Genomic DNA, 20,214 nt, shown 5'->3' on the forward strand with positions numbered 1-20,214 from the left:
TGCTGGACGGCGCGCGAAGGTCCGGCGCCGGTGGTGAGCCGCCCGGCGGTCCTGTCTGTACCACTCAGGAGAGCCGGGCGGCCGTCTAGGCGGCGGGCACAAGATCGTCCAGGTTGACGACCTTGTACTCCCGCAGTTCCCGTACGAGCTGGGAGGCCAGGAACATGCCGATCTGGGGATGGCGGTAAGGGATGGGGGAGTTCATGTCCGAGAGGGCCTGTAGGCCGTTCGCACTCCACTGGTACGCGTGGCCGATCACGCCGTACAGCGGGAAACGGGTGGCGAGGAGCGCTACGTGGCCCCTGGCCCTCAGCCGCGGGCACCGGCCTGCCGCCATCCGGGCGTGCTTCAGGCAGACCGGCGGCTGCGCGGTTTTCACTGGACCGGCGTAGTCCTGTTCGCCCGCCGTCTCCAGGAAGAGGATGCCGTCGGTGCGCTTCAACTGGACGGTGCACACCTGGCACCGCAGCAGCGCCATCGTCACGCGTTGACGGTGCGGGTGAACCATCCGCCAGCGCGGTGTCCCGCAGGGCTGCCCGAAGGTGTCGAGCGACATGGAGTAGCGGGCCCAGAGCACGTCCTTGAGGTCCCGGTCCGGCGGCGCCTCATCCACGTATCGGAGACGTGGTCGGCCGTCCGGCCCGCGGCCCATGCGTAGATTGAGGAATGAGTCGGCCTCTTCGCCCTCCCGGGCGGTGATGTAGGGCACGACGATCTGGGGAGCGGTGGTCACGCGGTGCTCCCGGCGGCGAGCGCGACCGGCCGGTGCGGAGCGACGATCTGGCCGTCCGGCAACAGCTCGCCGGTGTCCTCGAAGAGCAACACCCCGTTGCACAGCAGGCTCCAGCCCTGTTCAGGGTGGGCCACCGTGGGGTGGGCGGCCTCTCGGTCGGAAGCCTCGGCCGTGGGACACGGCGGGGTGTGCTGGCACATCGTACTCGTCGTCCTCTCAAGGCAGTCTGGGGCAGTTGAGCCCGCTTCGGCGACTACAAAGCCGTGGGGGAACACGGAGTGGAGGTTGCCGAAGAGGGTGTCTGTGGGCGTTCGCGTACGAACGAGGTGTTGGCGGACTCGCTGTAGCCGTAGAAGCGGCCGAAGACCGCGTCGTCCTCCCACCACTCGGGAGCGGCGTCACCCCACTCGACCGTGTGACAGGTGTCGCGGTACGGCGACCAGCGAACGCGCAGGTCTGGAAAGCCGGGTTGCTCAAGGAGGAGGTCACGGACCTTGAGCCCGAAGCAGATACACGACACCGGGTAGTACCCGCCGCGCTTCGTGCCCCGACGGGGACCGCGAGAAAGGGCATGCGCAGGGTGCGCACAGCGATGCTCTTATCCAGCAGCCAAGTGTCGGAGATCCGTTGCTCGAAGTAGTCGAAGTCGTATGCGTCTTGCGGGAGGGCTATCACCGTGGCGGTCACGGCCGGGTGCCGGACGGAGCTGGTGCAGTGCATCATTCCGCCCCCTTGATGTAGCGGGCTTCGATCAGTTCTTCGACCAGGTCGGAGGCCACGAAGGCCAGGCGGCGAGCGAGGCCGACGGCCCGCTGATGGTCGGCCGGGGTGCGCTCCTCCCGCAGGGGGCGCCCTCGCTCAACGAGTAGGACCATCTCCGCGGTGGGCGGATACTTGTCGTCGGCAACGGTGATGTCGCTGAGCTGCTTCAGGTGGTCGCGGAGACGGTCGATCAGGGCACCGGTGGTCGCGACGGGCGGCGGCTGGTTGCCGATTGCCGTGTCGAGGTCGTCAAAGACCTCCTCCACGTCGAACGGCTTCCAGTCCTTGATCCGTTCCAGGACGAACCTCAAGCCCTCTGCATCGAGCGGAGGGGTCCACTGCGCTGTGCTGGGTTCGTCGACTGGCGGAGGAACCACGTCGTTCTCCGGAACCAGAACGGTGAGGGACATCGGAACTCCTGAAGAGGGCCAAGTGCCGGCCGTAGGGGCTAGAAGTGCTCGGTCGCTTCCGGGGTCCCTATGAAGACCCACACGTCCTTGCCCGCTGGGGTCACGGACACGGACGTGTCGTCAGCCAAGGCGCGCAGCAGCATCAGCCCGCGCCCCTCTTCGGCCAGCGAGTCCGGCGACGTGTACACAGGCGGGCAGGGGTCCTGGTCGCTGACGACGGCGGTGACACCGTCCGGCACCTTCTGGAGGAGCAGGCTGGCCATCCGGCATCCGTCGTCGTTTGCAGGGGTGTGCTGCAAGACGTTGGTGAGGAGTTCGTTGACCACGGTCAGCATGCGGTGCGCGGTGCCATTGTCGATGCGCCACCAGCAAAGGTGCGCTGCGACGATGTCCCGCACGGTTCCCAGGTCTTCAGCCCGGACGTCAAAACTCATGTCGAGTTGGCCGCCCACGCTTCTGGACGTGGCTCGAACAGAAGCGTCCCGCTCGCGGGTGTCGACGAGTAGTTCCATCGCTGCTTCCTCCGTTCTGCCAGAACCCCTTCAGGCAGGGGTGGTTGCGGTGTGTACTGGACTAGAACCGATCAGCAACCATTTAGGCAGAGCGCACCGAGCACGTGCAGAGCCTGATGCCGAGAGGTGAAGAGTTCGGCATCAACGACTTCGGGGACAGAACATGCCGCAGCCAATGAAGCAGCTCGATCCGGGGGCGTCCCCCCAGGAGTGGTTCGGGAACGAGCTGCGCAGACTGCGCCTGGAGCAGGGACTGTCGGCCAAGGAGCTGGGACGGTTAGTGCAGGTCAGCGACGACATGATCTTGTCGATCGAGAAGGGCAAGTACCCGAGCTGCCGTCGCGATGTCGTTCAACGGCTCGATGATGTCCTCCGCACGGGAGGGCTGCTTGACCGTGCGTGGCCGATGGCGTTCGGCAACCGCGATGCCGATAGAAAGCGGGCTGATGCCGATAACGCTTCCACGCGCAGGGGGGAGGGACGCGTTCAGGCGCCGACAGGCCGCATCCTGGGCAGAGACGAACCGACTCTTCGCCCTGGGAGCCATGAGCCCGTGATTCGACGCTCGTTCCTCCAAATCGGCGGCCTCGCCGCCATAGCACCCCTCGACCTCACCGACGTCTTCGCCCCCTCCGAGCTGTCTCTGCCGACGACCGTCAACCCGACCCACATTGACCAGGTCTTGGCCGCGGCCACCGCCATCAGCGGTATGGACAACGAGCTGGGCGGCGGTGGCATGGTGCGTGACGTAGCCAGCCGCGCGATGCAGTGGTCGGCCGGCCTGCTGCAAGCCCAGTGCCCCGAGCACCTGCGAACCGAACTGTTCGCCGCCGTATCGCGACTTGGCATCGTGGTGGGCGCCTCTGCCTTCGATGCCTACCACCACGACGAAGCCACGCAGACGTTTCGGTTCGCAGCAGACTGCGCCGAGGAGGCTGGCCACTGGCACCTGCGAGCCAAGACGTACTCGTTCCTCGCCCGGCAAGCGGCATGGATCGGAGCACCCGATGACGGCCTCACCTACGCCGAGAAAGGGCTCGTACGCTCCGACCGTCTGACCGCGACGGAACAGGCGATGCTTCACACGGCACGGGCCAGGGCCTTCGGGAAGATGGGCAACGTGCGCGACACCATGGCGGCCGTCGGTGCTGCGGATGAAGCATTCACCCGGGCCCGGCCTGCCGAAGATGCGCCCTGGATGGCCTACTACGACGAGGCGCAGCACAACGGGGACACAGCACACGCCCTGTTCGATCTCGCCATCCTTGCCGGACAAGACCCGGGCCGGGCAGCCCGCCGATTCGACACAGCGGTGAAGGGACACACCGACGCCTACAAGCGGTCCCGGGCGATCTCGCGGACCAAACTGGCCTCCCTGATCATGGCCAAGGGCGACCCTCGCCAGGCCGCGACGCTCGGCCACCACGCCCTGGACGAGGTAGGTCGGCTCACCTCCCGGCGAGCCGCCGACGATCTGCGGCAGCTCGGCCGCTTCGCCTCGAAGTACCGGACGGTCCCAGAGGCTTCGGGACTGCGAGATCGTATCGCCGCTACGGTTTCCGCATGACTGCTTCGCCAGCCGCACCCGCGCGCCACGTCCTGGAGCAGGCTTGTTCCGCGGCCGGACTGGACTCCGCCGGAGCGGAACCGCTACGCCTGGCTGAGAACCAGATATGGCGGCTACATGGTCAACGGGTGATCGCGCGGATCTCACGGGAAGGCCAGAGTGCTGCGGCGGCCCGCGAGGTACGCGTCGCGCGTTGGCTCGCCGAGGAGGGCGTCGCCGCTGTTCGCCTGGTCGACGTGGAGCAGCCGGTCGAGGCAGGCGGTAGGCCCGTGACCTTTTGGGTGGAACTCCCGCCGCAGGAGCACGGCTCCGTCGAAGACGTCGCCCACGTGCTGTCGCAGCTCCACGCCTTGACCGTGCCCGACATCGAGCTGGGGTATCTCGATCCCTTCGTCCGGATCGGCGAGCGACTGGAAGCGGCCAACGCCATCCGTGACGAAGACAGGGAGTGGCTTTACGGCCTTCACCGCGACCTCGCAGCGGCCTGGGCCGAGAGGCCGGCCGGTCTCCCTGACCGAGCTGTGCACGGCGACGCCTGGCCCGGCAACATCGTCCGCACGGTCGACGGGACCCTGATGATGGACCTGGAGCGCTTCTCCGTGGGACCTCCGGAGTGGGATCTCGTGTCCACCGCCGTGCGCGCGAAGACCACGGGCGCCGTCAGCACGCGCGAGTACGACCGGTTCTGTGCCGTCTACGGGCACGACGTGACGACGTGGGAGGGCTATCCCATCCTCGCGCGTGCCCGAGAGCTGCGGATGGTGACGTACGCGGCCCAGCACGCAGCAAACAACCCGGAGTGGAGCAGTCAGGCGCAGTACCGGATCGACTGTCTGCGTGGTCGATCCGGCCCGCGGCCTTGGGCGTGGAAAGGAATTCTCTGAAGGAGGGCTCAGCACCCTGCTAAGGAGCGTATTTGGTTGCGATCAAGGAGAGCTTCGTAACGGTTGTGGACGGTCGGCCAAGCGCCGAACTCCGCCGGCATCTCCCGCCACTGCCCGCCCTCCCTGAACCGCCAAATCACGCGCTCGAACTGCTGCCGCAGCCGCTCGGGGTATGGGCCGTACCTGCCTACCGGCAGGTACGGCCCATGAACCCCCGCTCGGAATCGTTCGTTGTCCTCGCGTCACGCAAGATGGTTACCGGACCGGACCGGGCCGTGCCGCGAAGGCACATCCCACAGATTGATCACGACGCTTGCTTTCTAGCCGATGTTCCGGACCGCCCACCGCTGCGAAGTCCCACCCGTGCAAAACGACAGTTGCACCCGGTCGCGCGTGTTCCTGGCCAGGCACGTACCTGTTGCCTTGTTGACGATCATCGCACCCTCCGCGTACAGCTGCACCGACCAGTACGCCGCCTGGTCATCGGCCAGGCACGGTTTCATAGCGAGCAGCCCGCTCCGCACCGTCAGGCACAACCCCGTTGCCTTCTGCCGCAGGGCCGTGTAGTCGAGGGCGTCGTCCCGGTACCACGTCTGGTAGCCGCCGCCGTTGCAGTCGGTCACATACACTCCGAAGCCCGGGTCCGACCGATAGTCCAGACACTTATTTGTGTGCGGCATGCCCTCGAACGCCGACCTTGCCGCCGCCGCGCTCGCCGATGGCACGTTCAGCCCCATCATCATCCCGGAAGCTGCAACGATCACTGCCAACCTCTTCCACACCATGAGACCCTCCGGGACGCATAGAGCTGAGCGAGAGCATGACAGCAGAAGTCTGCCGCGACATGAGGTCCGTGCGCTAGTGCGCGGCCGCTTGCAACGCCCTGTTCCCGGAACGACGTTGCCACGGACCGGCCTCATTGAATGCACCGGCTACGGCACCGAGCCAACGTCACCACCTAGACGAACTGCACCTCGGTCAGCTCGAACGCGCCAGCAGTCTGCGAGAACCTGCTTCTGAGCCGGGTCTGTACAGGCTCACACCGTACAGACCCCTTCCTGGCGACCCTTCTAGATTGCTGGGGACTCGGGCCCGTCGGGTTCAACCGACCCATCTGAAGCGGATACGCCCCTGTACGTAGGCCGCCTGGTTTCCGCTCTCGCAGGCTGATCATTTTTCGCAAGCGTCGCCTGGCAACGGTGCAACTCGGCCCGCGCTTCAGATGATGGCTCACCGTCTACCAGCTTCCGCCTCAGGCTTTCATACCGACGCTGGCTTGACGCACGCCCCGCCCTGACGGCATCACACATTCAGGGGTAAGTGATCGTGTTGGTGTAAGCGTCGTAGATTATGTCGCCATCGCTGTTGTACATGGTGAATGATGCGTATGCCGTCAGCCCAGTGAAGCGCGAGGCGTCGGCGGTCACCTGTTTTGAGGGAGTCTCGCCGCAGGGCCTGAGACTGGTGGATGCCACCACCTTGCTGGAGGACCAGAGGGCAACGCGGTAGCCAGCACAATTCGCGGGAGGGTAATGGACGGTTGCTTGCCCAATGAACGTCGAACTGACCAAGGCCAGGCATAGTCTGGACTCGGAGTCCATGGCGGTGCACTGCTGCTCATTGACTGCCGTCCGCGCGGGGGACGAAACCTCTGCAGCCTGAGGGGAGGATGCAGCAGCCGGAACCGATCCTGCCCCTATGGTCAAACTTGCGGCACCGAATAGTGCCAAAAGTAAACGACGCATAACTCTCCTCAAATCCTTTCAGTACCCTGCTGTTGACTCACGAGTCTGACCTTCGCGAGTCCTGTCCGCAAGGCCACGACAGGACAATTTCAGGTCAGTTCATGGGGGTTTTACTCAAGGCTTCGTCGTTGTCGCGTGATGTCCGGTTTCGTGATCATGTGAGGTCAAGGCAGGCGAGGTGGCGGCGGGGGCTGGCGGGCGTTCTAGATTGCTGGGGGCTCGGGCACGTCGGGTTCACTCGGCCTTTCTGAAGCGGATACGCCCCCGTACGTAGGCCGCCTGATCTCCGCTCTTCTAAGCTGATCATCTTTCGCGCCCACTTCGGGGGTGATCTCACCCGGCTCCCGGGCGGCGACCTTCGTGAACACCTGCTCCGCGCGATCCAGGGTCAACCGCATCGTGCCGTAAGGCCCCACGGCGTACCCGGTCCGGTGCCCGTGCAGGTGCAGTTCCTCCACTGCCTGAAGGCCGGCGTCGACCTCCGGCACGTCGTCCGGTGGGACGAGGGCGTGCAGTTCCTCCGTCCACTCCCAACCGAGATCACGGAGCACGGTCCGGGCTTCCTCCTGCTCCCAGCCGCTTCGCGCCACCAGTCCGTGACGAGGGTCCGTCGAGAAGACCATGTTCGGGTCCGTCATCATCCGGCCATCTCCTCGACTCGTCCCGCAGATCCCGTCTCCTCGCCCTTGGCCGTGGGCCAGGCCGCGAGCTGGAAACGCGCTGGACGCTCGTCGTGCTTGCCGACGCGGCATTCGTCGCCCGCCTTGCCCAACGCCTTGTTCATTCGGGTGAGGAATCGGTCGTACTGCTCATGCCAGATCACGGACGAGCCCGCCTCCGTATACGCGTCTCCCCTGGCGAAGGCCAGGGCTGCGATCTCGTATGCCAGGCCATCGTGCTTCGCCCAGCACGGCGGGATGACATCCTGCGGCTGCCAGGCGTACGTCCGGTTCAGCCAGCGGCAGACGGAATCGAGCCACGCGGGCATCGGCTTGATCAGCTCTGCTGACAGGGCGCCGATGTCCCACGGGACGGGACCGTCGGCGGCCACGGACTCCTCCGTGCTCCGCTCCGCGATGTACTCCAGGATCAGCGCGGGCGGCTCGGGGAAGGGCTCGAAGTGGGTCAGGGTCTCGGTCATGCGGCAGCCGCTCCTTCACGGCCGGCCCACGCCACCGCGTGGGCCTTGGCCTGGTTCTTCTTCTCGGTAGCCCGCCGGGTCCGCTCGGCTTCGTTGGCGGCTCGGAGGTCCCGGACGTGCCCCTCGATCTCGGGCCAGGAGTCCCAGGTCCACATGCCGTCGAGCCGGGAGACGATCGGCGGGAGGTTGTCCGCGAGGACCAGGGCGTGCCCCTCGGGAAGGCCCCTGATCTCGTCTCCTCGAAGGACGGGTTCGAGCGCCATGTGCGTGGCCGTCGAGTGACCGCCGCGGTCCCCGCCGGACGTGGTCTTCGTCGTGCGCTCTCGCTCGACCTGACCGCACAGATCGGACATGTCCTTCAGGAAGTCGGGGTCCTTGTCCCCCGGCAGGACGATGACGTTGTTGGTGAAGGCAGCCAGCTCCTTGGCGGTGTCCTCGCCGAAGCGGGCGCGAGCCGATGCCCACGCCTGGAGGCCGTAGACCACTGTGATGCCTCGGCCCCGACCGTCGGCGACGCGTTGGCGGAGGGAGGGGATAGGCGCGATGTTCGGTGCCTCGTCCAAGGCCGCGAGGAGTGCGGGGTCGAGCCGCCCGGCCGGGGACGCGAGGGCGTGCGCTTCCGCGAAATCCAGAAGGTCTTCGGCTATCGCGGTGGTCAGCGGCGCGACGCTGTTCACCTCGCTGTCCTTGCCGAGGAGGTAGAGGGTGCCCCCGGCGTCGAGGAACGCGCCGAAGTCCGTGGGGTCCTCTCCGTCTCCCTGAAGGGCGTTGATCACCGACTGGTGCATGAAGGGTTCGAGGGCGGCGTCGAGGGTCGAGGCGGTGTTGCCCACGGTGCGGCTGTCGCCGGTGGTGGCCGTGCGGAGCATGTCGGCCCAGCCGGGGCCGGCGCCCGGGTGAGCGTTGAGGATGCCGAGGGGTGCTGGGTCGGTCAGCTTTCGGGCCCACCGCAGCACCCAGTCGAGTGCGGCACCGTCGAGGGCGGCGGCGTGGAAGAAGGCCGCGAGGATCTTGGACGCCTGCCCCTTGTAGAAGGCGCTGCCCTCGCTGGACTGTGCCGCACCGTTGGGGGTGCGCGAGCCCGCGACGAACGCCTTCCCGCGCATCATCGCCACCTCCGTGTCGGTTGCGCCGTTGATCGGTGTCCACCGGAAGCGCGGGAGGCTCGGTGCGATGTTCTGCGGGTCGAAGACGGCGACGGGGCGGCCGTCCCGCTGCCGCGCGTCGAGAGTCAGTTCGACCAGATCGGGCTTGGTCGAGGTGGCGAGGACCGGCCCCGCCCAGCGGCGGACGAGCGGGGCGAAGAATCGCAGAGTCTTTCCACTGCCCATCGGGCCGATGACCCGGCATGCCTTGTCGGCGCGGGACCACAGCTCGACGCCCTTCGGGCGCTGCGAGGTGCCCAGCGAGTAGCCGAAATCGTGAGGATCGAGGGGGTGGTGCATGACGTACTCCGGAGCCAGGTGGGCGGGCGACGAGGAAAGAGGATCAGCGAGCGGCGGGGCGGTTTTTCGCGAAGCTCACCCCGGTTACGCGGCTGGGGTGGCCGTCGTCGCTGGTGAGGGAGGGCCGGATCTCGGTGGCCTTCAGGACTGCTTTGGCCGACATCTGGCGCTTGAGCTGTCCCTTGCTCGCGAACCCGGCGTTGCGCCGCCCGCGGTTCAGCAGGAACCAGAGCGTCACCAGGGCTACCGCGCACACGGCCGTCACGGCGTACAGGGCAAGGGAGATGCCGCCGGGCATGATGTCCATTACTCGGCCCTCCGGGCGACGCGGGCCGCCAGGTAGCGCATCCGCCGGCCGCACAGCCGCGACATCGACGCGTCGGGCCCGGCACAGCGCGGGGGCGCGGTGTGGAAGGCGCTGTGCAGGTCCTCGGCGGCTCGCCAGATGTGGGCGACGGCCGTACGTACGCGTCCTCCAGCGGCGGAGTAGTCGCCGTGGTCCAGCACGAGGGCCAACTCCTTCATACGCCGTGCGAGGTCGAGCGCTTCGGCGTGCAGCTGGTCGATGTCCTGTCGCACCGCGCGCTCGTCGGCGGGAAGCGCGGTGTGGTCGGTGGTGACGGTCATGGCGGGGGCTCGTTCCGAATCTGTGTGGAAGGGGTCGGCGGTCGACAGGAGGCGGTGCCCGCTCATTCGGCGTCCGGGGAGGTGCTGGTCAGGTCGGTCATCGAGCCGGAGGAGAAGCACAGGTGCTGCTCGGCCTCCACCAAGAGGTGCTGGACGCCGGGGTAGATCACCTCGCCGACCTTCCACAGCGCGATTCCGCGGCGCAGGCGCATGATGTGCTCGGCCGTCCAGGACGGCAGACCCAGCCGGGCCACCGTCGCTTCGGCCTCGGCCTTCTTCTGGCTGTAGATCACGATGGTGTCGGCCATCTTCAACGCCGCTTGGGTCTCCGGGCTGTCGTCGATGTCGGACAGGTGATGGACGATGAAGATGCAGCTCAGCCCGTATCCCCGCGCGAATTTCAGGAACTTCTCAAGCAACGAGGCGAGTTGGGGGGTCCCGAGGATGTGCCAGGCTTCCTCGCAGACGAGGATGCGCTTGCGCTGCGTGTAGCGGCGGCAGCCGGAGGCGGGGTTCGGCCCCAGCTCCCAGGCTCCGGAGTTCGCGTCGACCACGACGCGGTCGTGCTGCCCCGGCTCCGTCCCGCATTCGCACAGCGGGCGCAGCCAGACCTCTTCGAGGAAGACCGAGATCACGGCGACGAGGATGGTCATGGCGACGCCGCCGGACGGGACCTTGGTCAGGTCGAAAACGATCATGTCGGCGTCGAGATCCACGCCCAGGCTGGTCGGGCCGTCGAGCATGCCCGTCAGGTCGCCGGTCGCGTCCTGTTCGCTGCCGCAGAGCCGGTCCAGGACGTAGGACGCCTCCAGGCCATCACCGAGAAGTTCGTCCCGCGTGCGCTTCTTGGCCGTCGCGTCGGACTCCTCCGGGGACCGCAGCGCGGCGGAGACGTCGGCCAGGACCGGGGTGCGGCCGAGTTCTCCCGCCCTCTGGTGGGCCCTGCGGATCGCGATCCGCAGGGCCGAGCCGGCGAACTCGTCCAGGGCCTTGCCGAGACCCAGTTCAACGATCGTGCGCACCAGCTCGACTTGCCGCTTGCCCGCGATGGCCGGGTCCATCGGGTTGATGCACGAGGCACCACGGCCGCCGCCGGGGGCGAACTTCACCGGGGCCTTGCCGGTCAGCGAGCGACCGAGCGCGGCCCACTCGCCCTCCTCGCGCTCCTTTTGCTCCTTGGTGTCGAGGACGACGACCTGACGCCCGAGGCGGATCTGCCGGGCGGCGTACGTCTTGGTCAGGGCCGACTTCCCCCGGCCCGTGTCCCCCATGACGATCATGTTGCCGCCGGGCAGGCCGTCACCGAACGCCGAGAATGGGCAGTAGATGAACGCCTTGCCCGAGTACAGCTCCCGGCCGATGATCGCGCCCGCCGTGCCGAGGGTCGGCGGGGCGATCGGCAGGTACAGGGCCTGGCTGGTGGTCGTCTCGGTGTAGAGGGGACGGCGCACCGTCTCGTGCATCGGCGACAGCGGGGCGAGGTCGAGCAGGTCGGTCACTTGATGCCTCCGGCGAGGGGCAGGGTCGTGGCGAAAGCACGGGCGTGTTCGAGGTCGAGCCATTCGATCCGCAGGTGCGCGTTGCGGGCGCGGGAGGCGGTGGTGCGCTTGGTGCGCTCCAGTTCTTCGGCGCTGCGCGAGGAGATGGTGATGTAGCCGACGACGGCGGAGCCGGCCGCGCCGGAGGAGGCCAGGGTCATGCCGCGTGATCCGGTAGCGCTGGCGGCGATCTGGTCGCGCGGGTCGATGTTCTTGCCGCGCTTGCGGTCGCGGTCGATCTCGGCCTGGTTGTTCGTGTCCTCCGCGAGCATCCGCTCCACGGCCTTGTCGTTGGGTTCGAGCTGTTGCGTGATCGAGATGGTGCGGATGACGTCGGGCATCCCGATCAGCAGAGGCGAGAGGAAGTCGGGGCCGACGGGGGTCGTGGGCCATCCGACGACGGCGGCCGTGGCGTGGTACCAGCTGTCCGTGGAGCCTGCCGCGCGGGTGGCAACGTGGGCGCCGTCGCGGACGTCGACGTTGCGGGGGAAGGCGTGCGCCTGTCGGAGGTCTGTGTCCCAGATGGCGTGGTCAGGGTCGTAGGAGTTGCGGATGAACGCCGTCATCCGGCCTTCGTCCAGGGGTGCGATCACGGAGAGGTCGGCGTCCTCCGCGCGGGACCACAGCTCATCCAGGTACGCGGCCATGGCGGCGGCGATCCCCTCGTCACCGGTACCGCGGGCGGCGCCCTCGGCCGCCAGGTCGCGGGTGAACCGGGCGTGGATGGTGATGTAGTAGCGGTGTTCCTCGGCGCTGGTGGAGACGGCGTTGGCCAGTACGTCGTACGAGTCCTTCAGCCACTGCGGGGCGTCCGTCGTCGCGGCCGACTCGTCGCGCTGCGCGATGTAACGCTGGTGGGCGTAGGGGTCCGACTTCATCTGCCGGGCCAGGACTTGGATGCGCTTCACCGGGTGTTCTTCGACGTTCCCGAAGGCGTCGAGGAGTTCGCCCCAGCGCTCCAGGGCCACGATCTGCTCACCGACTTCCTTGCCGCCGAGGCCGGGCGAGGCGATCTCCAGAGTGGCTGTGACGCACCCGGCCTCCGGCTGGAGGACCACGATGGCCTGCTGGCCGCGAACTGTGACCGGCACCCACGTCATGCCCGTGACGCCTTCCGGTTCCACAAGAGCGGCGTCCGGGGGCGTGCCATTGGCACGCACGCCGGCCTCGACAGCCGGGGACACCCACACGCCGCCGGTACGGCGGAGCGCCTTGCGGTGGTAGCGGTTGATCCGCCACCAGCGGTAGATGGTGCGCCGCTGGGACGTGCCCTTGGGCCGGTACGGGGCGTACACGATGACCAGGGCGAGCAGGATCGGCAGGACCAGGGACGTTGCGGCGATGGCCGTCACGCCGTTGAAGAGGTAGCCGAAGAGGATGCCGGTGACGGCGCCGCCGCCGAGGACGACCTGTTCGCCGAGGTCGCGGCGGCCGACCAGCCCTGTGGGGCGGTGCTTTCCGAACTGATACGTACGAGTCGACATGGAGGGTCACTGATCCTTGCTGGGGTTCGGTCGTCCGGGTGCCTGGCCGCCCGAGGGCCGCGACGGCGGCGGGGGCGTGACGGAGGGCCCGGAGCCCGAGGTGGTTCCTGATGAGGAGGAGGGGGAGGCGGGCGGTGTCGGGCCCGAGGTTCCCGTGCCGGTTGACGGCGGGGAGGGCGGCTGTGCTGTGCTCGGTGCCCCGTTGGCTCCCGGTGGGCGTCCGGCCGAGGCGTGCCCACCGGCCGAGGACCAGTCCGGAGAAGAGCTGACGACCGGGTCGGAGGTCGCTCCCTGGGGACGAGCGGCGGCCGGTGCACCGGACGTACCGGCGGTGTCGTCGCCGCCCTGCTGGCTTTCGGGCTGTTCGGGCTTGCCGCCGCCTGCGGCGTCGGTGCCCTGCGCGCCCGGGGAACTGGTGGCCTTGTTCTTCGCCATGTCGACGCCGGCCTTGGCGATGGCGGCACCGGCCGCGACCGGTCCGGCCACAGCAGTTCCGCCGCCCATCTTCGCGCCAGCGGTCTTCGCGCCAGCGGTCTTGGCGCTAGCGGTCTTGGAGCCTCCGACCAAGGAGTCCTGGACACGAGCGCCCATCGCCCTGTTGGCGTGCTGGGCGGGGCCGTCGATCGCGGCGGCCGGGCCGGAGGACTGTGCACTCTTCCGGTCGTGGTGGAGGCTGGCCATCTCGTCGCCGAAGGCGGGCACCCACTTGTAGAGCGTGGCGGACGCGAAGACGGCGAGCAGGAGGATCAACGCGCCGACCAGGGTCTTGGAGACCGCGTCGGACATGCTCCCCGAGGTGTCGCTGAGGATCGCGCCGCCAAGGCCCAGCAGGGCGAACAGGATCGGTTTGCTCAGGCCGATGGCGAAGATGGCGCCGAACCACTTCTTCGACTTGCCCCACAGGTCGCGATCGACCAGCCCGGCGTTGACGATCGGCCCGAGCGCGACGGCCACGTAGATGGCCGCGCTGCGGATCAGCAGCTCGATCCACATCAGCAGGGCGCCGCACATCATGATGAGGTTGACGACCAGCAGCTGTCCCACGCCCTCCGTGGGGTTGGCTGCCATGACCTTGAGGATGTTCTCCAGGAACGGCTTGAAGTTGCTCGTCGCGTACGGCTCGAAGACGGCCGTGACTTCGTCAATGGCCTTCATCAGCAGCGCGATTGCGCCCGGCGTCATGGCGTTGACCACGAACTGGAGGAGCAGGAAGCCGATCGCCTCGGAGACGGCGGTGGTCAGGGCGACTCCGCGGACCGCCCGCTTGGCCACAGCGATCAACCAGAGGGCCACGGTGAGCAGACTGGAGGCCGCGAAGATGATCGCGTACTGCTTCAGGAAGCCGGGGCTCGTCAGGTCGATCTTCGTGGTGTTCTGGATCAGCTCCAGCATCTTGCGCAGGAACCAGATGTTCGCCTCGGTGAGCTTCTGGAGCAGGAACCCCAGCGGGTCCTTGACGAAGTCAATGGCCGCCTTCGCCTCACACACCATCGGGATGTAGCAGAAGGGGTTCGCCACCGCCGAGGGCACAAACACGAACCCGATGATCACGTTGACCATCGCCACCGCCTGGAGGCGGCGGCGCCAGCGACCCGGCGCTCCCCGCTCGATGGTCAGCAGGCCGGGGGCGTCGTCACGCAGTCGCAGGCGCATTGCTGGCACCCCCCACGTCCGCGAAGCTGTCGGCCGGGGCCGCCTCCTGCATGGCCGGCGGAGACGGCACGAGCGGTTCGGACGGCGTGACGGCCGTCGTCTTCCAGGTGCCGTCCTCCCAGACCAGATCCACGGTCATCCGCAGGAAGGCGACCTGCGGGCGTTGCGTCTCGTCCTTCCCGGCGACGCCGCCCACCGACGCCGTCCACAGCTCGATGCTCGCGGCCTGGTCGGAGTAGGAGATCGAGCGGGTGGCGAGCGCCGCAGTCCGCGTGATCAGTTCGCTGCCGTCGGCGGTCGTCCCGTCCGCGCCGACACCGCGGTTCTCCATGACCAGACGAGCCGTCGAGTCGGTGTCCGAGGTGACCGAGTGCAGCACGCTCGACGCGGCGGTGGCCGCCAGCATCCGGTGCCGCCAGTCCTCATCGGTGAAGAACCGGGGATCGCCGTAGAGCATGGTGGCGCTGACGGCGGCGGCACGCGCGCCGCGTTCGTTGTGTCCGTACGGGGCCGGGAATCCCTTTCGGTCTTCGGTGCCGCTCAGCACGGGGTCTTCTGCAGCGGCCGGAACGTAGTCCGAGAAGTCGCCCGGCACGTTGGACGCCTGCCGCACATCGATCGGAGCGACGAGCCCCTTCGAGGCCGAACTGTCCTTCAGCTTCCAGTCGTTGGATTCCCAAGTGAGGGTGACCGTCACCGACTGGAAGCCCGTCTTCGGTGTTGCGTTCCCGGCCGCGCTGCCGCGAACCGTCGTGGTCCACAGCCGCACCATCGCCCCGTGGGCGTCGAAGCCCAGGACATGTGCCGAGAGGACGCCGGTACGGGCGACGGTCTTCTTGGCGGAGACCTTGGAGGTGTCGCCCCGCAGGGAGCCGACCGCGTCCTCGGCAGCGTGGTCGGCCTTCTTCACCGCCGCATCAGCCGAGCCCTTGGCCGCCATAACTGCCACCGCACGGTGCCGCGCGTCCTTGTCCGTGAGGAACTGCGAGCTCCCGCTGACCGTCGTGTAGTTGGCCGCTGCCGCCTTGGCGCCGGATCGAGTGTGCGGGTAGCCGACGGGGACGCCATGCAGCTCCCGCACGCCTTTCCCGCTCGCCTGCGGAGCCGAGTGGGCGGGTGCCGACGCGGAGGGTGCCGTGGCCGGAGGGGTGCCCGTCGTCATGCTGACGACCACCCCGGCCGCGGTGACCACGGCCGCGCCGCCAGCCACGATGCCCCAGAGCTTGGCCGACGAGCGGCGCGCTCCGCTGGCTTTCGAGGAGGAAACATTACTCCGGGATCGCATAGGCATGGGTCACACACCCATGCCGTACGTGATGGCGAAGATGGTGCCGAAGCTGGCCACGAGGAAGACGCAGGTCAGGCCGCCGACCATCATGCCCTTGCCGCGCGAGCTGTCCATCGTGGAGTGGCCCTCACCGAACCACCCCTTCGACTTGCCGACACCGGCGAGGAAGGCGCCGGCGCCGACGACGAGGACGACGGCGGCGATGACACCCAGGATGACCTTCGCCGTGCCGCCGAGCTTCCCGAAGGGGCCCCAGTCCGGCTTCACGCCGGACACAACATCGGCTCCGGCGGCGAGGGTCGTGTGCAGGGAGGGATCGGCAGCGGCAGAAAGGAGGTTGTGCATGGTTCAGCCCCTTGGTGCTGTGAGGAATGGTTTGGGATGTTTTAGTGTGATTAGCCGACGTGCCGCATCGCGATGATCTGCGGTTTCCAGTAGCTGAGCGGCTTGATCCGCACCTGAGCCCCGGTGTGCGGTGCGTCGATGACCTGGCCGCCGCCGATGTACATGCCGACGTGCTCAGGGCCGGCGCTGCCCGGGACGCTGAACAGAAGGTCGCCCGGGGCGAGTTGGGGGACGGCCTTGACTGCGGTCCCTGCGTGGACCTGGTCGTACGTGGTTCGCGGCAGGTTCACTCCCGCCGCTGACCAGGCCATCTTGGTGAGCGAGGAGCAGTCGCAGCCGCCCACACCCTCGTACGGCATGACGCAACTGCCGCCCCACCGGTACCAAGTGCCCAGGGCCGTCTTCGCGGCTGAGATCGCGCGGGCGGCGCCCTTGCCGGCCGGTGCGTCCGGGCTGACGGCGTCGGCCCATTTCGAGGCCAGAGCGCGGATGCTGCGCACGTAGTTGCGGGTCTCGGGGTACGGGGGGATGCCGCCGTACTTGATCACCGCGCCGCCGCCCGCGTTGTACGCGGCCAGCATGTTGTCCGTCGAGTCGCCCGGCACCTTCTTGACCTCGTCGGCCAAGGTGCAGTCGTACGCGGCTTGCGCGGCGATGGCGTCGGCGGGGTTGCGGACGTCCTTGACCCCGTCGCCGTCGCCGTCCTTGCCGTGCTGGGCCCAGGTCCCCGGCATGAACTGGGCGATCCCGAGAGCGCCGACGGGTGACGTCGCGCCGGAGTTGAAGTGGCTTTCCGTGTAGAGCTGAGCCGCCAGGAGCGAGGCTGTGACCTGCGGGCACTCGCCCGCGTGCTTGTTGATCAGCTCACGGACCCAGCCCGGCACGGGAGCGTCCGTCGTGATGCCGCCACCCGGACCGGCTTCCTGCGCGGAGGCGCTGTCGGCCCCTCCGAACGTGGTCAGCATGGCGACACCGGTGATGAGCCCGGCCGTGACGAGTCCCAGGCCAGCTTGCGTGCCCTTGTTCATCGCGGCCCCGTCACGCCCAGGGCAAGGCGGTGACGCGCCAGCCCTTGGAGGTGTGCTCCAGGCGGAGCGCGAGCTGTTCGCTACTGCTGCGCGTGTGACCGGACTTCGGGGTGGTCGTGAGGGTGTAGCTCACGCGGACGAGAGCGGAGGAGGCCGTTGCCGCAGGTGCGCCGTCGGGGACGACTGCTGACGTGATTTTGGCCGTCTGATGTGCCTTCTCGGCCCGCAGGGCGGCCCAGGCGGCGTCTTGACCCGGCCGCTTCTGGGCGAGCACGTCAGCGAGTTCCCCCGAGGCGAGCCGCGCTGCCCGAGCGCCGGCATCCGCGTACGAGTTGTCGGCACCGTCGCGGGCATCGTGCTCCGCGTAGGCCGTAGTGAAGGCCCGCGCCGTCCGTTCAACGTCCTTGGGGAGCCCGGTAGCTGACGAGGAGGAGGCAGCGCTGCTGTGCGGCGTGGCCGTGTCGGGGATGCCCGCCGAGACAGAGTGCGGCTGCGCGGACGCGGTCGAGGCCGGGGAGGCGTCGTTGGTCGAGTTGGAGCAGCCGGTCGACAGAAGGGCCAGGGAACCAGCCACACCTATTGCGGCTGATATGGGTATGAAACGGGTGGATCGAGGCATGCGGGGACCACAACCTTGGTGCAAGAGATTTCGGAAGTGCGAGCGGCGCGGTCCCGCGGGGGGTTGGGGGCCGCGCCGCTCCTTCGCAGGAAGGAGGGGGATTCCTTCTGCGGGCTTTACCGGCGAATGCCGGGGAAATCGCAAAGCAGGCCGGAGCGTATAGCTCTATCTGCCTGTCTCATCTGCGGAAGAGTTCGATCTTGTTTCGCATCTGCGAGACGGTTGAGCTGGCGGGCGCGTTACTCATATCAAGGCCATCAGCCCCTTCCGTGATTCGGGCGAGACCGTGAGCAGATCTCTACGGCCGGAAAACGCCTTGTGGCGTTGGCCGTGCCTGAATCCTTGCAGGGGTTCGCGGACAACTCGAATCACGAAAAAAGCCGGAACTTAATTCCAGGAATTAAGTTCCGGCTTTCGCCAGGGGGGAGGCTTTGCGGGCTCCTTATGCGGCCCCGTGGCGCAGGTGCTCGATCGCCACGCCGAGCCACGGCGCGGCCGGGCCGGAAAGGAGCAGGGGTGCGCACGTGCTGTACGAGAGGACGACGGCGGACGGCTCAGCAGCGACCCCGGTCAGAAGGGCGTGGTCGAACGGCATCCACTCACGAGCCCTCAGCGGCAGGAGCCGTACCCCGGTTGAGGTGAGCACCACTTGGGCGGCGGTGTGATCGCGCCACTGCGGAAGAGCGGCATCCTCCGCTTCCTGGCGCCGACGGGCGTCGAGTCGCCCGTTGCTCACCCACCGCCGGCCGAAGGTTGGGTGATCCTCGAAATACCCGCTGGCCGAGGTCGGGTAGTCGACCTCTGTCCCGTAGAAGCGGGCGGCGGAGCACGCCACGTCCGCGAAGGCGACTTCACCGGCCGCAAGTGCAAGGCCGTCCGCTTGGACCGGCACAAGACTGCCGCCGCCCTGGAGGTGAACCGTGAGGGCGGACGCTGCCTGCACGGCATCGGCGCGGATGGCGTCCTCCGCCCGGTCGCGTCGGCGAGACCACATCGTCGTTCCTTCCTGATCAAGCTGACCGGCCGGGGCCTGCACGGCGCGAGCCACGCAGGCCCCGGGCCCGTCATGAGATGAGATCACCAAAGGGCGGTGGAGGCAGCGGCGGGTGTCCTCGTTGCCTCCTCGTCCTCTTCCTTCAGCCGGGCCAGCAGCACACCAAGACGGTCGTTGCTGATCGCCTGGTGCTTGCGGACGGCGTCCCCTATAACCTCACGACTGGTCCGTCCGGCCCGCTCGGTAGCGGCCCGCGCGATCGGCAACAACTCCGCCAACCAGTCGTCATCCGCCTCCCGGTCCTGTGGGCATTCCGCGTCGTCCGGGACGGATGGCTTTTCGCCGTCTGTAGGGGTCCGGACCGCTGTGGGCCCGGAGGATTTCGTACTCTCCGGCACGGCTGTGGTCGGCACGTGGTCCGCAGGTTCGCCGCCCGGTCCGTCCGCGCTCTTACCCTCCGTCTCCTCTCCGTCCGCTCCCGCGGACGGGTGAGCCGCAGCGTCCTCCGTATGTGGTTCTACGTCGGGCAGGGGCTCGGCTTTCCGCAGGTCAACGGTTACTGCGGCGGCATACTGCGGCGCGGACGGACCGCTCGTCAACGGCCGTGGAGGCATCGACGCTGGTGCTTCGAGCGGACGAGGACCCTGCTGGACCGCGACGCGTTCGAGCGTCGGAGACTTCTCGCGGACCGGTCCGGGACCAGTGTCAGCCCGGTCCGGGACCGCCCGCTCAGCCGTCCGCGCCATCAGGATGTAGAGGTGGACCGATCCGGCCAGTGCGAGGGGCGCGAGCATCGACAGCACACCGACGACGCTGTCCGTAAGGTGCAGCGCGGACCGTCCGGCCTGCGGAGAATCATTCAACGTGATGGCGTGCAGAGCGTTCGCGCCGAGGCTCGCCCCGGTCGCCGCGAGGAACAAGAACCAGGCGTAGAGCCGTGCGGCGAACCGCTGGTGCCGAAGGAGCACGATCGCCCGCACGCCGTAGGCAATGAACCCGTCGATGAACACCGGGAACAGGTAGGACAAGGTCTCCCTGGCATGGATCGCGAGGGCGATCTGACGCAGTGCGTCGTACGAGAAGGCGAAGCCGGCCGCGCCGAGCAGGATGATCGCACTGCGGTCCCAGGCCGTCATTCCGCGCAGGCTGTAGCTCTCCTGCTGTTCGGTTCCGGCCGCCGTGTCTATGTGTGCGTGTGACATCAGAGGTTGCCCCCGTCGCGCGGGCTGATGTCCTGCCAGGCCGGGGTCTGCGAGATGGCTCTGTTCGCGTCGTAGAGCAGCGTTTCGACAGCAGTTCGGGAAGCACCCGCCTGCGTTCGATGTCCACGAGAACGGGCTCTGGCTCGCTTTCCGTGAAGCGGTCACGATTCGTGATCAGTGGGTGTTTCGAGTGCTCGGAGGATCTGTCGCACTTCCTGGCACCACTGGGCGGCGTCG

General features: G+C 67.9%; 21 protein-coding genes and 2 pseudogenes. 2 read left to right on the forward strand and 21 right to left on the reverse strand.

Translation table 11 applies throughout. From position 1 onward, the window contains the following. Positions 1–85 precede the first annotated feature (85 nt). From ABD374_RS20220 to ABD374_RS20240, 5 genes and pseudogenes are all read right to left on the reverse strand, one after another. A complete protein-coding gene (locus tag ABD374_RS20220) occupies positions 86–733 on the reverse strand; it encodes a hypothetical protein (protein WP_344496984.1) in 648 nt (215 codons plus the stop codon). Beyond that, on the reverse strand, positions 730–933 hold the full coding sequence (locus ABD374_RS20225; RefSeq protein WP_344496985.1) for a DUF5999 family protein: 204 nt from the start codon (positions 931–933) through the stop codon (positions 730–732). The genes ABD374_RS20220 and ABD374_RS20225 overlap by 4 nt, the downstream gene beginning before the upstream one ends. Before the next feature lie 53 nt (positions 934–986). After that, a pseudogene (locus tag ABD374_RS34680) lies at positions 987–1,456 on the reverse strand (DUF6302 family protein). After that, complete coding sequence (locus tag ABD374_RS20235) at positions 1,453–1,905, reverse strand: DUF6415 family natural product biosynthesis protein (protein WP_344496987.1); 453 nt, start codon at positions 1,903–1,905, stop codon at positions 1,453–1,455. Before ABD374_RS20235 ends, ABD374_RS34680 begins: the two are co-directional and overlap by 4 nt. Before the next feature lie 38 nt (positions 1,906–1,943). After that, positions 1,944–2,417 carry an ATP-binding protein gene (locus ABD374_RS20240; RefSeq protein ID WP_344496988.1) on the reverse strand — a complete coding sequence of 158 codons (474 nt, stop codon included), beginning with the start codon at positions 2,415–2,417 and terminating at the stop codon, positions 1,944–1,946. A 175-nt stretch (positions 2,418–2,592) separates the two neighbouring features. Here ABD374_RS20240 and ABD374_RS20245 point away from each other — a divergent pair, with 175 nt between their 5' ends. After that, positions 2,593–3,984, forward strand: coding sequence for a helix-turn-helix domain-containing protein (locus ABD374_RS20245; protein WP_344496989.1), 1,392 nt, complete (start codon positions 2,593–2,595; stop codon positions 3,982–3,984). After that, positions 3,981–4,868, forward strand: coding sequence for a phosphotransferase (locus ABD374_RS20250; RefSeq protein WP_344496990.1), 888 nt, complete (start codon positions 3,981–3,983; stop codon positions 4,866–4,868). The genes ABD374_RS20245 and ABD374_RS20250 overlap by 4 nt, the downstream gene beginning before the upstream one ends. A gap of 20 nt (positions 4,869–4,888) precedes the next feature. Here the strand turns inward: ABD374_RS20250 and ABD374_RS20255 are convergent. The 16 genes and pseudogenes from ABD374_RS20255 to ABD374_RS20330 form a co-directional block, all read right to left on the reverse strand. Beyond that, positions 4,889–5,065: pseudogene (locus tag ABD374_RS20255) on the reverse strand (transposase); the annotation flags it as partial. 123 nt (positions 5,066–5,188) lie between these two features. Beyond that, the gene (locus ABD374_RS20260) at positions 5,189–5,788 is read right to left on the reverse strand and encodes an RICIN domain-containing protein (RefSeq protein ID WP_344496991.1); all 600 of its coding nucleotides are present in this window, start codon (positions 5,786–5,788) and stop codon (positions 5,189–5,191) included. A gap of 1,028 nt (positions 5,789–6,816) precedes the next feature. Next, positions 6,817–7,251, reverse strand: a complete 435-nt coding sequence (locus ABD374_RS20265) for a hypothetical protein (protein WP_344496992.1) — start codon at positions 7,249–7,251, stop codon at positions 6,817–6,819. Beyond that, positions 7,251–7,754 carry a hypothetical protein gene (locus tag ABD374_RS20270; protein ID WP_344496993.1) on the reverse strand — a complete coding sequence of 168 codons (504 nt, stop codon included), beginning with the start codon at positions 7,752–7,754 and terminating at the stop codon, positions 7,251–7,253. The genes ABD374_RS20265 and ABD374_RS20270 overlap by 1 nt, the downstream gene beginning before the upstream one ends. Next, the gene (locus ABD374_RS20275) at positions 7,751–9,199 is read right to left on the reverse strand and encodes a type IV secretory system conjugative DNA transfer family protein (RefSeq protein ID WP_344496994.1); all 1,449 of its coding nucleotides are present in this window, start codon (positions 9,197–9,199) and stop codon (positions 7,751–7,753) included. The genes ABD374_RS20270 and ABD374_RS20275 overlap by 4 nt, the downstream gene beginning before the upstream one ends. 43 nt (positions 9,200–9,242) lie before the next feature. Further along, on the reverse strand, positions 9,243–9,506 hold the full coding sequence (locus ABD374_RS20280) for a hypothetical protein (protein WP_344496995.1): 264 nt from the start codon (positions 9,504–9,506) through the stop codon (positions 9,243–9,245). Then, positions 9,506–9,826, reverse strand: a complete 321-nt coding sequence (locus tag ABD374_RS20285; RefSeq protein WP_344496996.1) for a DUF6238 family protein — start codon at positions 9,824–9,826, stop codon at positions 9,506–9,508. The genes ABD374_RS20280 and ABD374_RS20285 overlap by 1 nt, the downstream gene beginning before the upstream one ends. Before the next feature lie 62 nt (positions 9,827–9,888). Next, a complete protein-coding gene (locus tag ABD374_RS20290; protein WP_344496997.1) occupies positions 9,889–11,325 on the reverse strand; it encodes an ATP/GTP-binding protein in 1,437 nt (478 codons plus the stop codon). Further along, positions 11,322–12,848 (reverse strand): SCO6880 family protein, encoded by a 1,527-nt coding sequence (locus ABD374_RS20295; RefSeq protein ID WP_344496998.1) that lies wholly within the window; start codon positions 12,846–12,848, stop codon positions 11,322–11,324. The genes ABD374_RS20290 and ABD374_RS20295 overlap by 4 nt, the downstream gene beginning before the upstream one ends. A gap of 6 nt (positions 12,849–12,854) precedes the next feature. Continuing rightward, on the reverse strand, positions 12,855–14,501 hold the full coding sequence (locus ABD374_RS20300; protein WP_344496999.1) for a hypothetical protein: 1,647 nt from the start codon (positions 14,499–14,501) through the stop codon (positions 12,855–12,857). Further along, the gene (locus ABD374_RS20305) at positions 14,482–15,711 is read right to left on the reverse strand and encodes a hypothetical protein (RefSeq protein WP_344497000.1); all 1,230 of its coding nucleotides are present in this window, start codon (positions 15,709–15,711) and stop codon (positions 14,482–14,484) included. Before ABD374_RS20305 ends, ABD374_RS20300 begins: the two co-directional genes overlap by 20 nt. A gap of 84 nt (positions 15,712–15,795) precedes the next feature. Then, a complete protein-coding gene (locus ABD374_RS20310) occupies positions 15,796–16,134 on the reverse strand; it encodes a hypothetical protein (RefSeq protein ID WP_007447287.1) in 339 nt (112 codons plus the stop codon). Between the two features lie 50 nt (positions 16,135–16,184). Beyond that, positions 16,185–17,162 carry a C40 family peptidase gene (locus ABD374_RS20315; RefSeq protein ID WP_344497001.1) on the reverse strand — a complete coding sequence of 326 codons (978 nt, stop codon included), beginning with the start codon at positions 17,160–17,162 and terminating at the stop codon, positions 16,185–16,187. A 10-nt stretch (positions 17,163–17,172) separates the two neighbouring features. Beyond that, positions 17,173–17,736 carry a hypothetical protein gene (locus ABD374_RS20320; protein ID WP_344497002.1) on the reverse strand — a complete coding sequence of 188 codons (564 nt, stop codon included), beginning with the start codon at positions 17,734–17,736 and terminating at the stop codon, positions 17,173–17,175. A gap of 487 nt (positions 17,737–18,223) precedes the next feature. After that, positions 18,224–18,775, reverse strand: a complete 552-nt coding sequence (locus ABD374_RS20325) for a hypothetical protein (RefSeq protein ID WP_344497003.1) — start codon at positions 18,773–18,775, stop codon at positions 18,224–18,226. An 83-nt stretch (positions 18,776–18,858) separates the two neighbouring features. Then, on the reverse strand, positions 18,859–19,977 hold the full coding sequence (locus ABD374_RS20330; RefSeq protein ID WP_344497004.1) for a DUF2637 domain-containing protein: 1,119 nt from the start codon (positions 19,975–19,977) through the stop codon (positions 18,859–18,861). Positions 19,978–20,214 lie beyond the last annotated feature (237 nt).

This window comes from Streptomyces enissocaesilis, from assembly GCF_039533765.1.
Taxonomy (GTDB): domain Bacteria; phylum Actinomycetota; class Actinomycetes; order Streptomycetales; family Streptomycetaceae; genus Streptomyces; species Streptomyces enissocaesilis.

Excerpts from the sequence above, each read along its gene's own strand:
- ABD374_RS20225 (WP_344496985.1), bottom strand. The coding sequence starts at position 933 with ATGTGCCAGCACACCCCGCCGTGTCCCACGGCCGAGGCTTCCGACCGA.
- ABD374_RS20330 (WP_344497004.1), bottom strand. The coding sequence starts at position 19,977 with ATGTCACACGCACACATAGACACGGCGGCCGGAACCGAACAGCAGGAG.
- ABD374_RS20245 (WP_344496989.1), top strand. The coding sequence starts at position 2,593 with ATGAAGCAGCTCGATCCGGGGGCGTCCCCCCAGGAGTGGTTCGGGAAC.
- ABD374_RS20235 (WP_344496987.1), bottom strand. The coding sequence starts at position 1,905 with ATGTCCCTCACCGTTCTGGTTCCGGAGAACGACGTGGTTCCTCCGCCA.
- ABD374_RS20280 (WP_344496995.1), bottom strand. The coding sequence starts at position 9,506 with ATGGACATCATGCCCGGCGGCATCTCCCTTGCCCTGTACGCCGTGACG.
- ABD374_RS20300 (WP_344496999.1), bottom strand. The coding sequence starts at position 14,501 with ATGCGCCTGCGACTGCGTGACGACGCCCCCGGCCTGCTGACCATCGAG.
- ABD374_RS20295 (WP_344496998.1), bottom strand. The coding sequence starts at position 12,848 with ATGTCGACTCGTACGTATCAGTTCGGAAAGCACCGCCCCACAGGGCTG.
- ABD374_RS20285 (WP_344496996.1), bottom strand. The coding sequence starts at position 9,826 with ATGACCGTCACCACCGACCACACCGCGCTTCCCGCCGACGAGCGCGCG.
- ABD374_RS20275 (WP_344496994.1), bottom strand. The coding sequence starts at position 9,199 with ATGCACCACCCCCTCGATCCTCACGATTTCGGCTACTCGCTGGGCACC.
- ABD374_RS20315 (WP_344497001.1), bottom strand. The coding sequence starts at position 17,162 with ATGAACAAGGGCACGCAAGCTGGCCTGGGACTCGTCACGGCCGGGCTC.
- ABD374_RS20270 (WP_344496993.1), bottom strand. The coding sequence starts at position 7,754 with ATGACCGAGACCCTGACCCACTTCGAGCCCTTCCCCGAGCCGCCCGCG.
- ABD374_RS20265 (WP_344496992.1), bottom strand. The coding sequence starts at position 7,251 with ATGACGGACCCGAACATGGTCTTCTCGACGGACCCTCGTCACGGACTG.
- ABD374_RS20310 (WP_007447287.1), bottom strand. The coding sequence starts at position 16,134 with ATGCACAACCTCCTTTCTGCCGCTGCCGATCCCTCCCTGCACACGACC.
- ABD374_RS20250 (WP_344496990.1), top strand. The coding sequence starts at position 3,981 with ATGACTGCTTCGCCAGCCGCACCCGCGCGCCACGTCCTGGAGCAGGCT.
- ABD374_RS20325 (WP_344497003.1), bottom strand. The coding sequence starts at position 18,775 with ATGTGGTCTCGCCGACGCGACCGGGCGGAGGACGCCATCCGCGCCGAT.
- ABD374_RS20260 (WP_344496991.1), bottom strand. The coding sequence starts at position 5,788 with ATGAGGCCGGTCCGTGGCAACGTCGTTCCGGGAACAGGGCGTTGCAAG.
- ABD374_RS20240 (WP_344496988.1), bottom strand. The coding sequence starts at position 2,417 with ATGGAACTACTCGTCGACACCCGCGAGCGGGACGCTTCTGTTCGAGCC.